This is a genomic window from Halobaculum halobium, from assembly GCF_030127145.1.
In the GTDB taxonomy this organism is placed as follows: Archaea; Halobacteriota; Halobacteria; order Halobacteriales; family Haloferacaceae; genus Halobaculum; species Halobaculum halobium.
Window position 1 is genome coordinate 138,203 of sequence record NZ_CP126159.1, and the last position, 17,498, is coordinate 155,700.

Annotated in this window: 17 protein-coding genes and 1 pseudogene; 7 read left to right on the forward strand and 11 right to left on the reverse strand. The window is 58.8% G+C overall.

Features of this window, described 5'->3' with window-relative positions; all coding sequences use genetic code 11:
* The first annotated feature begins 57 nt into the window (after positions 1-57).
* On the forward strand, positions 58-1,263 hold the full coding sequence (locus P0Y41_RS15665) for an inorganic phosphate transporter (protein ID WP_284063721.1): 1,206 nt from the start codon (positions 58-60) through the stop codon (positions 1,261-1,263).
* A gap of 11 nt (positions 1,264-1,274) precedes the next feature.
* Here P0Y41_RS15665 and P0Y41_RS15670 read toward each other — a convergent pair whose 3' ends face one another.
* From P0Y41_RS15670 to P0Y41_RS15685, 4 genes are all read right to left on the reverse strand, one after another.
* Positions 1,275-1,706 (reverse strand): universal stress protein, encoded by a 432-nt coding sequence (locus P0Y41_RS15670; RefSeq protein ID WP_284063802.1) that lies wholly within the window; start codon positions 1,704-1,706, stop codon positions 1,275-1,277.
* A 336-nt stretch (positions 1,707-2,042) separates the two neighbouring features.
* Positions 2,043-2,282 (reverse strand): hypothetical protein, encoded by a 240-nt coding sequence (locus P0Y41_RS15675; RefSeq protein ID WP_284063722.1) that lies wholly within the window; start codon positions 2,280-2,282, stop codon positions 2,043-2,045.
* A 161-nt stretch (positions 2,283-2,443) separates the two neighbouring features.
* A complete protein-coding gene (locus P0Y41_RS15680; protein ID WP_284063723.1) occupies positions 2,444-2,629 on the reverse strand; it encodes a DUF7333 family protein in 186 nt (61 codons plus the stop codon).
* A 197-nt stretch (positions 2,630-2,826) separates the two neighbouring features.
* Complete coding sequence (locus P0Y41_RS15685; protein ID WP_284063724.1) at positions 2,827-3,189, reverse strand: DUF7260 family protein; 363 nt, start codon at positions 3,187-3,189, stop codon at positions 2,827-2,829.
* Between P0Y41_RS15685 and P0Y41_RS17870 the strand changes: the two are divergent.
* Positions 3,109-3,291: pseudogene (locus tag P0Y41_RS17870) on the forward strand (hypothetical protein); the annotation flags it as partial. The gene P0Y41_RS15685 and the pseudogene P0Y41_RS17870 overlap by 81 nt on opposite strands.
* A 29-nt stretch (positions 3,292-3,320) precedes the next feature.
* Here P0Y41_RS17870 and P0Y41_RS15690 read toward each other — a convergent pair.
* Positions 3,321-3,443, reverse strand: a complete 123-nt coding sequence (locus P0Y41_RS15690; protein ID WP_284063725.1) for a hypothetical protein — start codon at positions 3,441-3,443, stop codon at positions 3,321-3,323.
* Positions 3,444-3,799: 356 nt separating this feature from the next.
* Positions 3,800-4,630 carry a hypothetical protein gene (locus P0Y41_RS15695; RefSeq protein WP_284063726.1) on the reverse strand — a complete coding sequence of 277 codons (831 nt, stop codon included), beginning with the start codon at positions 4,628-4,630 and terminating at the stop codon, positions 3,800-3,802.
* 1,291 nt (positions 4,631-5,921) lie between these two features.
* On the opposite strand from P0Y41_RS15695, the gene P0Y41_RS15700 reads away from it, so the two are divergent.
* Together P0Y41_RS15700 and P0Y41_RS15705 are read left to right on the forward strand one after the other, a co-directional pair.
* Positions 5,922-6,812, forward strand: coding sequence for a ParA family protein (locus P0Y41_RS15700; protein WP_284063727.1), 891 nt, complete (start codon positions 5,922-5,924; stop codon positions 6,810-6,812).
* Complete coding sequence (locus P0Y41_RS15705; protein ID WP_284063728.1) at positions 6,812-7,264, forward strand: DUF7970 domain-containing protein; 453 nt, start codon at positions 6,812-6,814, stop codon at positions 7,262-7,264. The genes P0Y41_RS15700 and P0Y41_RS15705 overlap by 1 nt, the downstream gene beginning before the upstream one ends.
* A gap of 137 nt (positions 7,265-7,401) precedes the next feature.
* On the opposite strand, the gene P0Y41_RS15710 is transcribed toward P0Y41_RS15705, so the two are convergent.
* The gene (locus tag P0Y41_RS15710) at positions 7,402-7,851 is read right to left on the reverse strand and encodes a winged helix-turn-helix domain-containing protein (protein ID WP_284063729.1); all 450 of its coding nucleotides are present in this window, start codon (positions 7,849-7,851) and stop codon (positions 7,402-7,404) included.
* Positions 7,852-8,352: 501 nt separating this feature from the next.
* Between P0Y41_RS15710 and P0Y41_RS15715 the strand changes: the two genes are divergently transcribed.
* Positions 8,353-12,027: a PAS domain S-box protein gene (locus P0Y41_RS15715; RefSeq protein WP_284063730.1), complete on the forward strand. Its 3,675-nt coding sequence runs from the start codon at positions 8,353-8,355 to the stop codon at positions 12,025-12,027.
* Between the two features lie 341 nt (positions 12,028-12,368).
* Here P0Y41_RS15715 and P0Y41_RS15725 read toward each other — a convergent pair whose 3' ends face one another.
* Positions 12,369-12,836 (reverse strand): hypothetical protein, encoded by a 468-nt coding sequence (locus P0Y41_RS15725; protein WP_284063731.1) that lies wholly within the window; start codon positions 12,834-12,836, stop codon positions 12,369-12,371.
* A gap of 58 nt (positions 12,837-12,894) precedes the next feature.
* On the opposite strand from P0Y41_RS15725, the gene P0Y41_RS15730 reads away from it, so the two are divergent.
* Positions 12,895-13,704 carry a hypothetical protein gene (locus tag P0Y41_RS15730; protein WP_284063732.1) on the forward strand — a complete coding sequence of 270 codons (810 nt, stop codon included), beginning with the start codon at positions 12,895-12,897 and terminating at the stop codon, positions 13,702-13,704.
* A gap of 64 nt (positions 13,705-13,768) precedes the next feature.
* Here P0Y41_RS15730 and P0Y41_RS15735 read toward each other — a convergent pair whose 3' ends face one another.
* A complete protein-coding gene (locus P0Y41_RS15735; protein ID WP_284063733.1) occupies positions 13,769-15,199 on the reverse strand; it encodes a PAS domain S-box protein in 1,431 nt (476 codons plus the stop codon).
* Between the two features lie 463 nt (positions 15,200-15,662).
* Here P0Y41_RS15735 and P0Y41_RS15740 point away from each other — a divergent pair, with 463 nt between their 5' ends.
* Positions 15,663-16,016, forward strand: coding sequence for a helix-turn-helix transcriptional regulator (locus P0Y41_RS15740; protein WP_284063734.1), 354 nt, complete (start codon positions 15,663-15,665; stop codon positions 16,014-16,016).
* A gap of 98 nt (positions 16,017-16,114) precedes the next feature.
* On the opposite strand, the gene P0Y41_RS15745 is transcribed toward P0Y41_RS15740, so the two are convergent.
* Both P0Y41_RS15745 and P0Y41_RS15750 read right to left on the reverse strand, forming a co-directional pair.
* Positions 16,115-16,699, reverse strand: a complete 585-nt coding sequence (locus P0Y41_RS15745; protein ID WP_284063735.1) for an NAD(P)/FAD-dependent oxidoreductase — start codon at positions 16,697-16,699, stop codon at positions 16,115-16,117.
* 59 nt (positions 16,700-16,758) lie between these two features.
* Positions 16,759-17,073 carry a hypothetical protein gene (locus P0Y41_RS15750; RefSeq protein WP_284063736.1) on the reverse strand — a complete coding sequence of 105 codons (315 nt, stop codon included), beginning with the start codon at positions 17,071-17,073 and terminating at the stop codon, positions 16,759-16,761.
* Positions 17,074-17,498 lie beyond the last annotated feature (425 nt).

Genomic DNA, 17,498 nt, shown 5'->3' on the forward strand with positions numbered 1-17,498 from the left:
TGCCTCTATCGAAGTGGTCGGCATGACTCGCATCCCCGTCCGTGGAGGACTCTGAGCGTGGCGGGACTCGTCTTCTGGTCGCTGGTTGTACTGGCAACGCTCACCAGCCTCGCCACGGCGTGGGCGCTTGGTGCCAACAGTAACTCGCCGCCGTTCGCTCCGGCGATCGGCGCCAACGCCATCTCGACCATGCGGGCAGCCTTCATCATCGGGATCCTCGCTGCGCTCGGCGCACTCACTCAGGGTGGAGCGATCTCCGAGACGGTCGGCGCCGGTCTCATCAACGGCGCCCAGATCACCTCGCTCGCTGCAACGGCGGGCTTGCTGACTGCGACCGGATTCATGGTGTTCGGCGTCTACACCGGGTATCCGGTTCCGGCAGCGTTCGCGACTACCGGAGCGATGGTCGGCGTGGGGCTCTCGCTGGGCGGCGACCCCGCTTTCGACACCTACCGGCGAATCGCGCTCTTCTGGGTGCTCGTCCCTCCCGTCTCCGGGGGACTTGCCTATCTCACCGCGACGCTTCTCCGACGTGATGACATTCCGGAGACCGTTGGTGTCCCGTTGCTCGCAGCTGTTGTCGCCGGCATCGTCGCCAATGTCCAACTAGGAGTTATCCCCTCGCCGCCGGAGGCGGCCCAAAGTTCCATCGCCGGGTTCATCGCCCGACAAATCGAGACGCCAACTGTCGCCGGCGTCGACCCGCTCGCGGTGCTTGTGACGCTAGCAGCCGCCGCAGCGGGATTCCAGCTCATCCGACGCCGGACACAAGCCTCGACCGAGGACGGCATCCGGACGTTCCTCATTATCCTCGGCAGCGTCGTCGCCTTCTCCAGCGGCGGCAGTCAGGTCGGCCTGGCGACCGGCCCGCTCGAGAACCTCTACAGGACCGAACTCGGCCTCCCCGGCATCGTTCTGTTGACGCTGGGCGCAACTGGCATCATCGCGGGCGCGTGGATGGGCGCGCCAAAGCTGCTCCAGGCGACTTCTCGGGAGTACGCACAGCTGGGGGTGCGGCGCTCTATCGCCGCGTTAGTTCCCGGATTCATCATTGCACAGGTTGCCATCGCGCTGGGGATCCCGATATCGTTCAACAACATCATCATCTCCGGTGTCATCGGAGGTGGGCTCGCCGGGGGTTCCGCCGGCGTCTCGCGCCGAAAAATCGGCGTGACCCTCGCGTTCTGGATCATCACGCTCGCTGCCTCTACTGCGATCGGGTTCGGACTCTACCAGGGTTTCGCTGCGGTACTCGGCGGGTGAGACGTGCCAGATCAGCGGACGACGGTCACGGTCACGGGAGCGTTCCCGACGACGCTCGTCGCCACGGTTCCGAGCAGCCGGCGAGCGATATCACTTCGTTCGCCGCCGTGTCCCCCCATCACGACGTGATCGATGTCGTGGGCGTCGACGTAGTCGAGAATAGCCTCGGCCGGATCACCGGTTTCCACCGCTGTCTCGATCGGTCGGTCGATTTCGGTGGCCTGTGCCTTCGCTTGTTCGACAACCTGATCTGCCCGCTCGCGTGCGCTCTCACGACGCTCCTCGCCGGGTTCGAGAATCCCACCCTCGCTCATTGCCGTGTCGATCGCCGTCACTACGTTCAAAACTGTCAGCCGACAGTCGAAAAGCTCGAGCGCCTCGCTAAAGGCCTCGTCAGCTAGCGGCGACCCATCGAGTGGGACGAGAACGTGTGTTGGAGCCATAAAATTGCTTGACCCCGCCTGCACATATTGGCAGTGGTCGGCTTCGTGGGCGGATAGGGATCTCCAACGGACGTGCTGGTGGGACCAGCGTTACAACTCTCCTCGCAGCGTTCCTCGCGACTCAGGACGTGCGGACTCGCTTGCTGCAAGACTGACGCCGTACGCGCTCGCCTGTTCGGAGCTCAGTAATACATATTTCCACACACATGTTATCGATCTGAATCAGCCACCAACAGAATCTCAGAATATAGACGGCACTCGATGCGGGATCCACGCGGTGTATACACCACAATTAGGCCAGAGTTTGTCACGTAGTATAGATTTCAACAGAGTCGCTCACTCCCAATCGCTGGGATAGGTGAGACCGACGCCGAGCGCGAAATACCCCATCACGACGATCGAAACGAGCATATTCACCGACGCGAGGATGTATCCGAGCTCCATGAGCGGAACAGTGCTGACCCCTCCGGTGTTTGCCCCCACGATGACGATGACACCGTTGGCGATCACGAACGCGAGCCAACCGAGCAGTCGACGGATACGACGGAGCTCCTGTATGGAGGGCGAGTTATGCATTCGATCTGCCGATGCACCGGATTGGGCGTAATACTTGTGCGACCGAGAGATGTGGCCGTACTGGATACACAGCACCATCCAGCGGCCGCCGTTACTCGGGATCCCCGTGGTTGAGGCGATCGTGGACCCCACCCCCGATGATATCGGTGATCGGGCCGGTATTACGGACTGGTGCGGAACTCGCCGTATTTCATCCCGAACAAGAACGCGACGATCGAGAAGACGATCATCGAGGGCAGAACCATCATGAAGACTGTCGAGGGAGTCATCACGGTCGTGAGCGCGACCGCCGCGACGGCAACGATCACGACGAGTGGAACCACCGAGCGCGTGAAGTCGAATTCCATACCGACCGTTGTGGCCGGACAGACAAAACCGTTGAGAAAGTTGGCTTCCCGAACCGGTGACTCCTCGGCTGGAACCGTCGATTCTGCTTCGATGTCCGTGCTCTCGACACCGTCGCCGGAGAGAGCGAGAGACACCTACGCCCAGGCGCTCGCTCGTTGTCGACGAGAGCCCTCGTCCATCGGTCAGACCCTCCGAATCAGATGGTCTCGCACGGTTCATTTGCACTCCTGACACGTTTCATCGAGCGTGGCGACCGTCGCCAGGACCGGATGGTCGACCGGGGGATCATGAGACAGATGCGGTTTGAACTCCGGTGGCGGACGCCGGCGTCGACACCGTTATTGGTCGTCTTCTGGAGGAATTCCTGCCGGTCCCGAGCTCCCCTCCAACAGCAGTCGTAATAGTCGGTAAGCGTTTCGTGGGGCTGTTGTAGCGCGTCGAAGCCGAGGGTGGTCAACGGCGTTTCGTTGGCGTCGATGATCTTGGGCCCTGCCACATCCAGGTCGGTTACGAAGACACGCCGGTCGACCGGCATAGAGCGACGTTTCTTGATGCGCATCCACTCGCCGTCCTCGATGACCGACTACAGGATTTCACGTCCGCGTTAGATGTGATTCACTGGGAGAATGAGAGACCGGTATTGCCCGAATGGTCGGCGTAATTGGCAGAACCCGCAGCTACGAGGTAGTCCTACTCAGTCGCGAGTTCGTCGTGAATCTCCGCGTGCTCGTCGAGGTCTTGGCGGCCGATGAACCGGATGAGATACTGCCGCGCCTCCTTGGCAGACAATTCATCTAGGCTCTCGAGAGTCACGTCCAGTGGTCATCCTTACGGTGGACTTGATGCGCTATTCAGTCGATCCAGATACTGGATGCCACGCGGTCGAGAAAGCAAATAATTTCTTGAGGAAATTATCTACGGATTGTGGCTGTGTAGTCGGCACTCGTGTCGTCGTGCGGAGCAGAATCAGGCATAGTGAGCCCCACGAGGACACACTCGACGAATGAGCCGATGGAGAGCTGACTTCTCTTGTTGGGAACCGCCAGTTCGATATCCGCCCACTGCGCTTCGGTTGATTGCTCTCTCTGTTCCCCACGTGGAACTGTCATTAAATACGGCGTCGTGCAAGTCGAACACACATCGCTGAGTCTTCTCTATGTCTGAACCCATCATCGTGATGGACCGTCGTATCTCCCCATTCCGGCATGGAGATGGCCATCGAGGTGTGTCCATCCTTGGCGGCCGTCGACGTAGATTGCGGGTGACGTCGTCGCTTCGAACGTGTTGAAACTGTTCGAGAGCCAGAATCCCCACTCATTCCAAGCTTCGAACCTAATCTCGTCGATGACAACTGTCGCCGGGTTCGGTGCCTCGTACGTGGCCGCAGCGACGGTAGCGAAATCCCAGCAGGCATCCGAGTCATCCCACCTATACTCGCAGTCGGCAGTGGCCACGTCAGTGATTGGTGCGAGGAACGACGCGTTCCCGATCGGGTATCGCGTTTCGATGTCATAGTCGACCGAGTGATGCCACGAAATCGAGTACCGTGTCGGGTCGGGTGAGAGTTCTCTGTTGCTCATGTCCTCGGGGATTTCGTCGGAACCGATCTCTTCTCGGTCTACCACCGAACCGTTGGGAGCGTAGGTCCAGAGGATGTACCGATCCTCACCGACGACTCGATCAACGTTGAGACGGAGCATAGGCCCGCGGTCGGTTTGGACGATAGCGGTATCCCAGTCTGTGAGTTCTGTGCCGTTATCATCGTAGATCCACAGATCGGATAGGGCGTCAGCCTCTACATCAGCGCCGGCGGGGAACGGGAGATGGACCGTGACGTTCTCGATCGTCGTGTTCGTACTGAGAGAGGTGGTATAGGAGTACGTCGATGTATGCGAATACGCGAAGTCGGGTGGGAAGATGAGAAAGCCCACTGCTGCGATCGGAACGAGAACGACGATGACGACGACTCCTAAAACGACGAGCTGTTTTGAAGTAACCATATCGTGAATACGGTCATGTCAATCATAATGTTGCTGAGCCCCCAGATAGCAGGTGACAGTACCCTGTACAACCTCGGGGGATAGAATCGATGTGTGCCTTCTTTTCGGTTATATTAGTACAGAACTGGCTGCCCTGTACGTCTGCGTATCGTGCACAATACCGATCCAGAGATTCGAGAGGTGAATCGGTCAGTCCATCCCCATACGAAACACTGGGTTGCGCATCAGGGCGAACCACATCTGTATATCGATATACGGTATATATCTGAGCGTGGTTGTCGGTCAGTCTTGGTGTTTGTCTCGCTGTGGTATCGAAGACGCATCTCCGAGACTGTGAGGTCGGCGTGCGGTTCGAATGCAGTCAGACGCACGACGAATTCTGCCGAAATCACCAAATCGTGGTTGAGCCATCGAAGCCATAGCTGTCTCGCTCACGTTTTCGAGTCAAGTTCGATGCGAATGCCGTACTCCTGACAACACGCGCGAGCTATGGTGGGCAGGTTGAACGCCCAAACTATCCCGTGACTTCTCATTCATCCTGGCTGACCGTGTGTCTCCAGCACCTCAATCAATTGCCCGCGTACACCGTCGTCACGCTTTCCTCGTCGAACCGTTCATCGAGACAGCATACCAGCGTGTTCTGTGCGTGGTCACGGCGAGTTTCCCGCTGTCCGTACAACCGTCGGATCCGTTCAACGAAGGGCTACTTTACGGAGTTTCAATTGTAGGTGGAATTAGCCGCCTAGATCGCAAAGCAGCTGCGCAACCCTCAACGCTAGTACAGATCAGGATGCTACCTTAGAGTAGTTAGCTATGCCAGCTATTGTATCTATTTAACCTATCTCACCGATTGTTGCTGTTTTGAATAGTATTCGGACGCGTATGTTTGCGAGACTTGTTGACGTGGAGATGGAACAACTTGTGCTCGAACGCGCTTCAGCCTAGTTCGCACCGTTAAAAACCTCAGGTGCCTATCGTACGAGTATTACTTGAGATGGCTAGAGTACCTGAGGTAGCTGAGGTAGCTGAGATAGCTGACTAGGATGAGCTATATAAGCTATCTTAGATTTCTGGCTCAGATGTCTTGCGCACCTTCTTGTATGATGGATCTATATATGAGATCACGAGCAGGCATCCTGAGGGGTCGACTCGAGTCAGGCCACAGGCGCTAGCGAACCAGTCGGGATCTGCACCTATTGTAAAATAGGTGCGGAAGCTGAACGAGGTGTGATACCTTGCTCAGCTACCTAACTCAAACAGAGACCCCTTCGAGGCCTGTAACGGTGACACCATGTCCGAAACAGACACACAATCGCGTGCCGTCGCGGTCGGCGTCCTCAAAGGCGGCTTCGCGAAGACGACGACCGCGATCAACCTCGCCCGCGAGTTGGCACACCGCAACGAGACCGCACTCGTCATCGACCTCGACGACAACGGGCACATGACGCAGAATCTCGGTTTCATCGAAGAGTACGAGGCCGAGACGAACCATGTCCATGAAGTGCTCCTCGAGGATAGCGATCCGCGCGAGGCGATCGTCTCGGTCGTCGACGGCCTGGATCTTCTCCCTGCACACCAGGATCTCGAGGACGTCCAGACACAGCTGAAGAACGCGATGGGTGGCTCGACGCGATTGAACACAAGGGTCGTCGAGCCGCTACTCGAAGACGAATACGACTATATCGTCGTTGATTGCCCCGCCAATCAGGGGAAACTCAACGAGAACGCACTGTACGCGACGAACAACCTCATCATTCCCGTTCGCCCCGAAACGGGGTACGACTCAGGGATACACAACACCGTCAATCGACTGGTGAAGGAAGCACGCCAGTACTTTGAGTTAGACATCCTCGCGGTGGTTCCATCGGGCTTATCCCAGCGTCTCGATCAGGATCGACGCGACCGTGCGCTGTTAGAGGAGATTAACTCGATGGAGATTGCCGACTCTGTCGTTCCGAATTTTTGTCGGATCTCAGACGACGACTGGGCGGCGATCGACGAGGGAACGTACGACGGTCCACTTCCCGGAATCCGGTATCGGTCAGCGATCGACGACGCCAACGACGCGGGACTTCCGCTGCGTGATTACGATGACACGTGTGATCAGCTCCCCGCTTACGGGGAATTAGCGGCGATCGTCGAAACTGGCGGTGTTGTCCGCGAACGCGAGGTGATGGTCTGATGGCGTTTGACGACTTAGACCAAGCCGAACAAACCGAGGCTGACACAACTGAGACTTCGGATGCTGCGGAGGAACACCGCGAGTCGGTCGTCGAGGACGATCAGCCGACGGATTCAGATTCTCACGTAGAGGACTACTCCTCGGACGACGACCCGGAGTCATCTGCCGGGGCTGGTGGAGACACGGTGGCAGGTTCGGAACCGGCGTTCGGGTTCGAGGAAGCGAAACAACGCCCGTTGTACGCACGTCAGCGGGCGTGGGACGCGTTCGAGGACGCACTCGCGATCGATGTCGAACCGACGCTGCGCCGCCACGATATCCGGGACGCGTCGAAGCGGGAGCTCCACGACGCGGCGCTTCGGGTGCTCGCAGACCACCCTGAGGAAGTCGCAGACAAGGTTTTGGCCGCTAGAGGAGTCAGCTCAGATGTTGACGGCGACCCCCATCAATAAATCACTTAACGCTATACTCAGTTTCGCTGCCCGCTGTTTCGACACACATCACGGACGAGCAGCGGCGGGAGATGTTTGCAGATCCACTTGCAGTGATTCTCTCGCACGAAGATCGATTTGCCGGGTTATCGCCTGGTTCAAGATGAGTCCCACGCGGGCATGTCGATCCCGCCGTCGGTAGCCACATCTTCAGGTTCTCTGCCCTCGGTGGTCGTTGTGGTCATCATCCGTTCGATTGCCGCTTCATCGACAGAGCGGCCGGCAACGATGACCAGCGGTGTGTTGGCGGGTCCGTACACCTTCATCTCCCGGCCGCGCTTGGAGTACCAACGGTCGACGACCTCGACTACGTCGACCTCCGCTAACTGGTCGAGGTGATAGCTCGCGTTCTGGACCGAAATGTCGAGTGCCTCCGCGAGGTCCGACGCGGGTGCAGGTGACTCGGTGATCCGTCCGAGAATTGCTCTTGCGGTTTCGCTGGTGAGCGCCTCAACCACCTCGCCCGCGTCGGCCAGTGCAACCGTCTTCGCTGACTGATCGACGTCAGTCTGGTTGCGCATCGGGAAGATAGATCGTTGTGACGCCATGCTCACTCACCCCCAGCGAGGCGCGGGTGACGCCGGTAGGGAGCGATTCGATGGCCAACTCGGTCAATCACTGAAGCGACGCGTTGGGTGATCCGAATGGTGCATCGAACGAGCTGCGAGGAGAGGACGACCGATGTGAAGCCGAGTGCTACTGTCGGCGCTTCGACCTCAAGGAGCCACACGGACATCACGATGCCGAACCCCGCCCGAGTGAGCACAATCGCTCGCCAGATAGGGTTGCCGCTAGAACGGGCTATCGCAGACGTCCGTCGGTTGTACCATCTCATCTGTATCTGTCTCTATCCAACTGTTCACCCAGGAAGGTGATCGCTACAGGTGTTCACACGACGGTCATCGGGGGCTATATCTATTGACACCGCCCGTCCGTGAGAGGATTTACCGGGGACTTCGCAGTGAATCTGCGCGTGAGCAACGCACACTCCGGATTGTTTGCTTGTTCGAGGGAAATGTTCAACACACTGTCTCCAAAATTCGATGAATGTGTCAGAGGAAGGGATAGAGACGCTCACCGTTTTGGTTGTGGCGAAGGAGGAGTCATTCGCCTCGGCCGTCGCTGATGGGCTCGAGGCTGCAGGGGCCTCAGTCATCACCAGTCCGGTCCCTCCAGCGGGCGGGGCCGTCGAACGGGGCGCCCACATCGAGGCTGATGCGCTCGTCGTGAGCGACGGGGTAGACGCACCAGCGATTATGGACCGACTCGGTGTGGGGGCGGAGTTCCCTGCGGTTCTGCTGGCGGATGCCGATAGCGAGGGAACCATCGCCGCAGCTGTCGAGCGCGGTGCCAGCGACGTGTTCCCACGGACGGCGGCGACAAGCCAGTGTGCACTCGTCGCCGATCGACTCGCGAGTATTGCCAACCGCGGGGTCGATCCAGAGAGTAGCCTCCCCTCTGGCGGAGGTTCACCGGACGTGGCTCCGGTGACCGGCGACCGTGCGTACCGAGCGGTGTTCGAAAACGTCTCCGACGGGGTCGTCATCCACGACCCCGAAACCGGCGAGATAGTCGACGTGAATAAGCGGTACTGTGAGATAAACGGCTACGAACGGAAAGAACTCGTCGGCGAAGACATCGGTATGGTGACCGTCCCGAGCGAAGAGTATGGCCAGGAGGCGGCCCAGGGAATGATCGAGCAGGCTCGAGAGGAGGGCCCCCAACTGTTCGAGTGGCGCAACCAGCACGAGAGCGGCGAGACGTTCCCCGTGGAGGTACATCTAGCCGTCGTGGAACTGGACGGTGTCGAGCGGGTGTTGGCGAGCGTGCGGGACATCACCGAGCGAAAACGTCACGAGCGCGAGTTGCGTGCAAGCGAGCGGCGCCTGCGGCTCATCGCCGAGCACATCGACGAGGTGATTTACCTGTCGACAGCAGATCTCTCGGAGATCCTCTACATCAACCCTGCATACGAGGATATCTACGGTCGGCCGGTCGAGGAACTCAAAGCGAACCCGCAGGACATCATTGAGGCGACGCATCCGAACGACCGGGAGCGTTACGAGGCCGACGTCGCCGAGTTGATCGCCGACGTTGAAGCCAGGGACACCCGGGACGTGTACGACGGGGAGTACCGGGTCGTAGTCGACGACGAGGTTCGTTGGGTCCGAGTCGCTCGCTTTCCCGTCGAGAATGACGAGGGCTCGGTCGACCGTATCGTCGGGCGCGCCCGAGACATCACCGAACGCAAGCGTCGCGAGCGGGAGTTCGAGCAGATATTCAACGGCGTCACCGACGCCATCGCCATCCAGGACCCCGAGACTGCGGAGCTACTCGACGCCAACCAGACGTTCGTTGAGCGGCTGGACTACGAGAGCATCGAGACAGCCCGCGAACAGGGGGTAGAGGGGCTCAGCGCGGCCGATGCTGGGTTCTCCCGGCAGCGGGCTCAGGAGCTGTGTCACCGGGTGATCGAGACCGGAGAGTCCGAGACCGTCGAGTGGGTTCAGGAAACGAAAGCTGGCGACAGGATCCTGATCGAGGCGACGGTGAGCCCGGCAGTCATCGGCGGTGAGGAGCGGATCGTCTCGATCCAGCGGGACATCACCGATCACCGCCAACTCGAGCGTCGCTTCCGGAGGATCGCCGAACGGGTCGAGGAGGTCATCTATCTCGCGGACGCGGATCTGACCGAGGTTAGGTACGTCAACGACGCGTTTGCCGACATCTACGGGCGACCTGTTGAGGAACTGTCCGAGGGCACACAGGCGTTCATGGAGGCAGTCCATCCCGAGGACCGCGACGACTACGCGGCCGAACTTGAGGCGATGGTCGCTGACATCAGGGCGGGCGACCCCGATGACAACTACGAGTTCGCGTTCCGCATCAAACGCCCGGACGGAGAAACGCGGTGGCTAGAAGCGACCGGGTATCCCATCCAGGGTGCGGTCCACGAGCCCGACCAGTTCGTCGGTGTGGTCAAAGACGTCACTGAGCGCCACCAGCGTGAGCAAACACTCGAGACATTCCACGAGGCGACTAGTGAACTCACAGCCGCTGACTCTCGAATTTCGGCCTGCCGACAAGCCGTGCGGGCCGCTGAAACAGTGCTGGGGTTCCCGCTGGTGTCGACGTATCTCTACGAGGAGGAGACGGGCCGGCTCGAGCCGACCGCGGTGACCGACCGACTCGCGGAACTCGATGTCGAGCCGTCGTCGTTCGGCCCCGGTGAGTCGTTACCGTGGCAGGTGTACGTCGAGGGAGAGGCGGTCACCAGCTCGGAGCTGCCGGCTGACGTGTACGGGCCTGAAGTCCCCAACCCGGAGTTCGTGCTGCCGCTCGGCCCACACGGCGTGATGCTCGTCGGGGCACCCTCGGCAACGTTCGACGCCGAGGACGTGGAGCTCGTCCAGATCCTGGTGGCGACGTTAGAGGCGGCGCTGAACCACGTCGCCGGCAAACGTGCACTTGACGAGCGGGAGGCAGAGCTCCAACGCCAACAGGAACGCGCCAACCGACTCGAGGAGCTCAACACCATCATCAGGGACATCGACCATGCGACGGTCGAGCAGTCCTCACGTGCCAGCATCGAGGATGCCGTCTGCGAGCGGCTCATCGATGTCGATCGGTTCGATCTCGTATGGATCGCCGAGGAGTCAATCAAGGGCAATGAGCTTCGCCCCCGTACGAGTGCCGGCGGCAGTGAGGGCTACGTCGCCGGGTTGACGAGCGTCGTTGATTCGTCTGGTGCCGGCGGTCACCCAGCAGTCGCTGCCGCCCAGACGAACGAGCCACGGACAGTCGAGAACGTCGCCACGGAGGCAACGGCAGGATCGTGGCGCAAGCATGCGCTGAGACACGGCATCCAGTCGGTCGTCGCCGTGCCGGTTCGCTACGAGACGACGACTCACGGCGTACTCTCGGTGGCATCCAGTGACCCTGGCGCCTTCGACGAGGCGACGCGGGACGTGCTTGCGGAGCTCGGTCGGTCGATCGGGTACGCAATCACAGTCACTGAACGCGAGCGTGCGCTCGAGTCTGAGGGAACTACAGAACTAGAGTTTGAGATCGCCGACGAGGGGCTGTTCATGTTTCGGGCGGCAACCATGGCGGACTGTCGGGTCCGGCTTGAACGCACTATTCGACGGACCGGGGGTTCGTTCTCGATGTTCTACGCCATCAATGGGGCGCCGGTCGAAGAGGTAGTCGGACTGGCCACCGCCGCCCCGGAAATTGAGGCCGCCCAGGTTGTCAACACCGACGAAGGTACCGACGATAGCCTCATCGAGGTGACAGCGCCGACGTGGTTCGGGGATGTATTCACCGAGCACGGGGCCGTGGTCCGAGGCGCCACCATCGACGGCAATACCGGGAGGCTCGTAGTGGAAGCGCCTCGCGGGAGTGACGTACGGACGCTCGTTGAGGGGTTTCAGAACGAATACCCAGAGACCGAATTCGTGGCCCAGCGGCAGCGCGAGCGGACCATCCGGTCGCTGTTCAAACTGCAGGACGCACTCCGAGAGGAGCTCACCGACCGCCAGTGGGAGTCCTTAGAGACGGCGTACTCAGCAGGGTACTTCGAGTGGCCACGAGAGGTCAGCGGCGAAGAGGTAGCGGCCCTGATCGGCGTCTCTCAGCCGACGTTCAACAAGCACCTCCGGGTCGCAGAGCGGTCCGCGTTCAGACTGCTGCTCGATCACGAGTATCCAGACGGTGACGACTGATCGCCCAGCCGACGGACACTGGATCAAGAATCACCTGAACCACCCGAGTCGCCCAAAAACGATGTGTCGGTATCGACGTTAACTCCTTTAACAATGTTCACGAAACCGACAGCACGGCAGTGGAGTCACTCGACTTCTCGGGTGAACGTGACCGCTTGGAGCGCGCGCAACGGAAGCCTACACTGAAACAACATATTCGAATGCGAGTGCGAGCGTGAAGAGACGTACTTCGTTGCAGTCACCCCGAGAGGAAGCCCGAGGAATGCGCGGCACGTCGCGATGAAATGCAGGGAAACTTCAGGGCAGAGTGACGTGGACTCGAGACTGTGAGCGAGCGGAACTCATGAATCTTTGAGCGCCCCGATGGCCTGATTCATGTCGGGTGCGTCGACGTCGGGCTTGGAGCGCCACTGCCAGTACGCGTACTTGTACCCGTCCTGTGGTTCTTTGATCGAGATGTACGCGCGGTCAGGAACACCCTCGTAGTCTGCTGGGTTGGCTGAGTAGCCTGCTGCTTCGATACGGCGCTCAAGCACCTCTTGATGATTAGCGTCGCGGTCGGTTGCTGTTTTGTAGTCGGCCAGCGTGGCCGCCCACGTTGCAATCTCTCGAAGTCGATCCCCCGGCTGCCGTTGAAGTGGATCGACGACGTACGCGGGTGCATCTTCTGGCGGTGGAGGTGGCGACTCGCCATTCATGATTATCCCACGATTTGAACTGTGGGGTATTATGGTATTGGGTGGATTGGCGAGTTCGCGCCCCGAATACCAGGAACCGGCTATTGGCGTTCGCGCCTTGGTGTTTGACACACAAATGCAAGTTTGAGTCTTGAATATTTATTTACACATATTGCTATTTTGTTCCGCTATGGACCGACGCTATTTGATTGTCCTCGTAGTCGGACTCGTAGCAATTGGCATCGGGGTGGTCGCTTTCACGTCTTTATCATCCCCTCAGGCAACTCCACTAGGTTCCGACCAGAGGTATCCCGCGGGGGCAGGCCCAGATCATATCAACTTTTCAGCGCTCGACACAGACGATCACAACGTTTCGCACACTCCTCGCAAATCCTGGGATTCGTACGCTATCATCTACACCGGCCCCCCCGAGCGGCGACTTGTAGAGGGTAGTTACTATATCAATTCTAGCACGGGAGAGATCATCGGACAGCGCTGGCACAATGCCACGGTATACATCAATGGGTCAACATACGCATTTGTTCAACCTGCAAACAGTATCCCGGAGCACCAACGCGATCAGTTTAAATTAGACCCACAGTTCGTCTACGAGACCACCACCGACGCGTATTACCGATACGATCCACACTACGGACAGGTTGCTCCCACGAACATCGGTCGACACCCCGACATCCTCAATGCGTACACGTGGATGGCGATCAATACGACGACCCACCATGGAGTTCCTGTGATCACGTACCGCCTCTCAGACAAACGGCCGGCTGCCACCCACGTCCCATCGCCTATTACTGGCACACTCCGACTCGGAGTCGAGGATGGAATCGTCTACGCGTTCGATATCAGGCTTGACGCGGACGAGCGCATCTATCAGTACAGGTACAGCGTGCGTCCCGCACCCTTCCCAGATCACGGCTGGGTAAACACGGCCCGGGAGGTCGGTTCCGCAAACAGATCCTCGAACGGAAGTTCTGACAATTAACAACGTCACCGGTCAATAGTAAGACGCCCGGGCAGCCACGGATACAGCTCAAGAGACAGGTGAACTAATTTATTGAGCTCGACATTTCGAACTCAAACCGTGCTCCACCATCGGTTGAATCGGTCACAGACAAGTCCCAGCCGTGGGCTTCCACGATCCGTTTTATAATAGTCAACCCAAACCCCGTTCCACCACGGGCTGACGAATGGCCGGGTTCGAATACGTCTTCACGCCTGTCCGCTGGAATCCCCGGCCCATCGTCTTCGACGTATATCACGTGGTCGCCGTGACATCCGACACGGACGGTCACGTCAGAGCCACCGTGTTCAACGGCGTTCCGGAACAGGTTCTCGAATACATGCTGTAACCGGTCGAGGTCGCCAGTGAAGGTCACCTCGTCGATGATCTCGATGGTTGCGTCGTCCGTGTCTACTGTCGCCCAGCACTTCCCGACGAGGTCAGTCAAACTGATCGACTCTGTATCGCCTAATGTGTCACCCTGGCGAGCAAGCGTCAACGTGTCCTCAACGATTGCTTCCATCCGGTTGAGCGCTCGGAGGAGTGGATCAAGATGCTCGCTTTCCGCTTGCTCGGCGAGGAGCGTCGCACGCCCCTGTGCGACGTTGAGCGGGCTGCGCAAATCGTGCGAAATGACACTTGCAAACTCGTCGAGGCGCTCGTTTTGCCGACGCAGCTGTCGCTCCCGTTCGACGCGTTCAGTCACGTTTCGTGTGATCCCAACGAGGCGAGTTATCTCATCATCGGTGACTACTGGCGCAAGTTTCGTTTGCCAGAAGCGTGCCCCCTCATCGACCCGTAGTTCTTCTTGATACGAGATTGGCGTACCGGCATTGACACAACGGTGGTAGTTTGTCTCAAGACTTGATCCTTGTTCATCGCCAAATACGTCTCGCGGTGTCCGTCCTTGCACTTCTTCGGTCGTAATGCCAGTCTGACGCTCATAGGAGGGACTGAGTCGTTCAAATTCAAATCTAACGTCACCATCCACATCCTCGACATCAACAAGAAAGATAGCGTCCGCTACGTTATTCAGAAGAGCCTCATACTCTTCGGCGAGTTCCCGAGCTTCGACCTCGTACTCTTTTCGCTCGGTGATATCTCGACTACTGAGGAGAATCCCATCGATGACGTCGTCGTCAAGCCGGTTTCTCATTGTGGCCTCAATCCAGCACCACGAACCGTCTGCATGCCGGAAGCGGACTTCGACGGTCGCGGATTCTGAAGGGTTCGATAAGACAGCCTCAACCGCCGCGGCGTTTCGCTCCCGATCGTCGGGATGGACAAATTCGTAGCCCTCGTGGCCAATCAACTCAGTAGGTTCGTAGCCAAGAATACGTGTGACTGCTGGGCTAACATAGGTAATCGTCCCGTCGGTATCGACGACTGTTGCAAGGTCGTTTACTTCCTCGACGAGCGTCCGATACCAGCCAGCCACGTCATTTTCATGCTCTTCGGGAGTCACACTGTCTTTCATCGATTTCACTATGCATAGTTTATACAAAAATGGCGGCTAGATCCGATTTCAGGCGTTCTATTGTAAGTTGCGCGATATCCCATAGATTAGTTTACATACTGTGGGTCTAGGCCATCAGTTGTTCTCGCGTGGCGAATATCTCTTCCAGAACCGAACACGTGCGCCGCTTGTTGTGACACACAAGGGTACGTCTCATTTGCAGGAGCCGGATTGGGTATTTCAACGTATTTGCTCTAGCGAGACTCCCTGTCGTTGATCCATTTTGGCTCAACTGTAGTGAATATAAAATAACAACATCCTCTGAGATGATGCTCTGGAGCTGATTGTCTCGAAGTAGGTGGTTACACGAACGTAACTGGGTGACGTTGACGCCCGGAAACGGGTAAGTCACTACAAGCCGTACAATTGTCCGAGAGCATCAAATCCGACCGCTGTCGGAACCCAAATTATAGTTCTCGTTGACATGACAAGCGCCCATCAGACCCAATCGACAACCGAATCGACCGAGAACGACGCGACTCCGGCGGGAGCGACCGATGACGGATCTACTCCGGAGTCCGAATTGTTCGCGGAACTCCCACCCAGTGCGAAACTCGTACATTTTGTACTCGACCGCGACGATGAACGGACCCAGACGCAACTCGTCGAAGAGACCGCACTGTCGGCACGGACCGTCCGAACTGCGCTGGGTCGGCTTGAAGAGGCTGGACTCGTGAATGAGTCGATCTGTCTGCGCGACGCCCGCAAGCGCGTGTACTCGCTGACTGACGATGGAGCGTCCGCCGGCGACGCCACAGAAGTCGAAGCGAACGCGTAGCCACAGTTCGGCCACGGGACCGTACCTCCGGCAGAGCGTTACGGGGGTCGGGCCGAAAAAGAACGAAGTACGTACCTCCCGATGTGGAACGCCTCCGTCTACTCCTCAGCAGCCATGCCGCCGAAGACGGCCTCGGCATCGTTTGGCACGTCGAAGTCATGGTAGTGCTCACCTTTCTCTGCAGAGAGGATGTTCAGTGCAGCGGCAGCGCCGTCACCGGCGGAGATAACGGCTTGCCACTCTTCTGCTCGGACCATTGCACCCGTCGCGTACGCTCCGTCGACACTCGTCTCCATCGTCACGTCAGCGTCGACGACATCGCCGTCGAACGCGCAACCGAGCGACTCCGCGAGGTCGCGGTTCGCTCCCGTCGCGAGCACCAGGTACCGTCCCTCAACAGCGTCGGCGTCAGTGACGACTCGGAATCCATCGTCGGTCTGTTCGACGTCGACCGCTTCTGTGCCTTGAAGCCGCTCAACCCCGAAGGAGTCGACCTGCTGTCGGAGCGTCTCCATGTACGCGGAACCGTCGATGGAACCGATTCCAGGGTAGTTGAATAGGTGCGCCTTGTGCATCCACGTTCCGTCGGTGTCGAGAAGCGTCGTACCGAGACCGTTCTTTTCGGCGAACAGTGCCGCAGTCAAGCCGGCGGGACCGCCGCCGACGATTACAACGTCATTCACATCGTGAACGTCGGTGCCCACAGTCATAACAGTAATCTAATCGGAGGATGGTGAGTCTATCACTCAGAATTGTCCTTGGCTGTCGTGGACCGACTTGACCCATCTTCCTTAGGGGCTGGAAGTGACTCGCGATGGAGGTGATACCACTCTGCGAGCGTGCCGCGTGTTCCTTTGGTCTCGACTGTGACCGACCCGTCGAACCCCCATTCCGCTCGGTCGGCGTCTTCACCGAACGCCAGCGGAACGTCGATTCGGAGGTCCTCGGCTGAGAGTTCGACTCCCCCTTGGCGTTCAATCCCCTCATCGATAACCAGTTCAAGTAGCCTCAGCCACTGCTCTGGTACCCGCCGAGATCCGATCGTGTCGTCTCCCATATCACCCCCTTCGTGCTCCTGCTACCTGTTGGTTTCCGTGGACCCGGAGCAGTCGGCGCGAATTTTCCTCCTCGGAGCCTATCCAACCCAGAGCCCAGGTCGACTGATACGAGTCGATTCTGAGACCGTCGAACACCACCGTGTCCGCCGTACGATCACACCACAATGTCCGCGGAACAACCCACCGTGGGAACGCCCAAAGTCGAAATGACGAGGCCCCGGAGACACACCACTGTGTCCGTTGTTCGGCTTCGATATCGCGCTAACAGCGGACTTGGTGGTGTGGCGTGTTTCGTATCCCAGTTGTGGATTACGCAGCAGAGCAACGGAACCGACTGAGAAACAGCGGTCTCACACGAGACAAGTAGTGTTCCCAGACAAGGTGGCCCCGAACAACACCGGTGTGTCCGCAGTTCGAGCGACGA

Coding starts and splice junctions, on each gene's coding strand:
- P0Y41_RS15670 (WP_284063802.1), bottom strand. CDS start 1,706: ATGGCTCCAACACACGTTCTCGTCCCACTCGATGGGTCGCCGCTAGCT.
- P0Y41_RS15675 (WP_284063722.1), bottom strand. CDS start 2,282: ATGCATAACTCGCCCTCCATACAGGAGCTCCGTCGTATCCGTCGACTG.
- P0Y41_RS15680 (WP_284063723.1), bottom strand. CDS start 2,629: ATGGAATTCGACTTCACGCGCTCGGTGGTTCCACTCGTCGTGATCGTT.
- P0Y41_RS15685 (WP_284063724.1), bottom strand. CDS start 3,189: ATGCGCATCAAGAAACGTCGCTCTATGCCGGTCGACCGGCGTGTCTTC.
- P0Y41_RS15695 (WP_284063726.1), bottom strand. CDS start 4,630: ATGGTTACTTCAAAACAGCTCGTCGTTTTAGGAGTCGTCGTCATCGTC.
- P0Y41_RS15700 (WP_284063727.1), top strand. CDS start 5,922: ATGTCCGAAACAGACACACAATCGCGTGCCGTCGCGGTCGGCGTCCTC.
- P0Y41_RS15705 (WP_284063728.1), top strand. CDS start 6,812: ATGGCGTTTGACGACTTAGACCAAGCCGAACAAACCGAGGCTGACACA.
- P0Y41_RS15710 (WP_284063729.1), bottom strand. CDS start 7,851: ATGGCGTCACAACGATCTATCTTCCCGATGCGCAACCAGACTGACGTC.
- P0Y41_RS15730 (WP_284063732.1), top strand. CDS start 12,895: ATGGACCGACGCTATTTGATTGTCCTCGTAGTCGGACTCGTAGCAATT.
- P0Y41_RS15735 (WP_284063733.1), bottom strand. CDS start 15,199: ATGAAAGACAGTGTGACTCCCGAAGAGCATGAAAATGACGTGGCTGGC.
- P0Y41_RS15740 (WP_284063734.1), top strand. CDS start 15,663: ATGACAAGCGCCCATCAGACCCAATCGACAACCGAATCGACCGAGAAC.
- P0Y41_RS15750 (WP_284063736.1), bottom strand. CDS start 17,073: ATGGGAGACGACACGATCGGATCTCGGCGGGTACCAGAGCAGTGGCTG.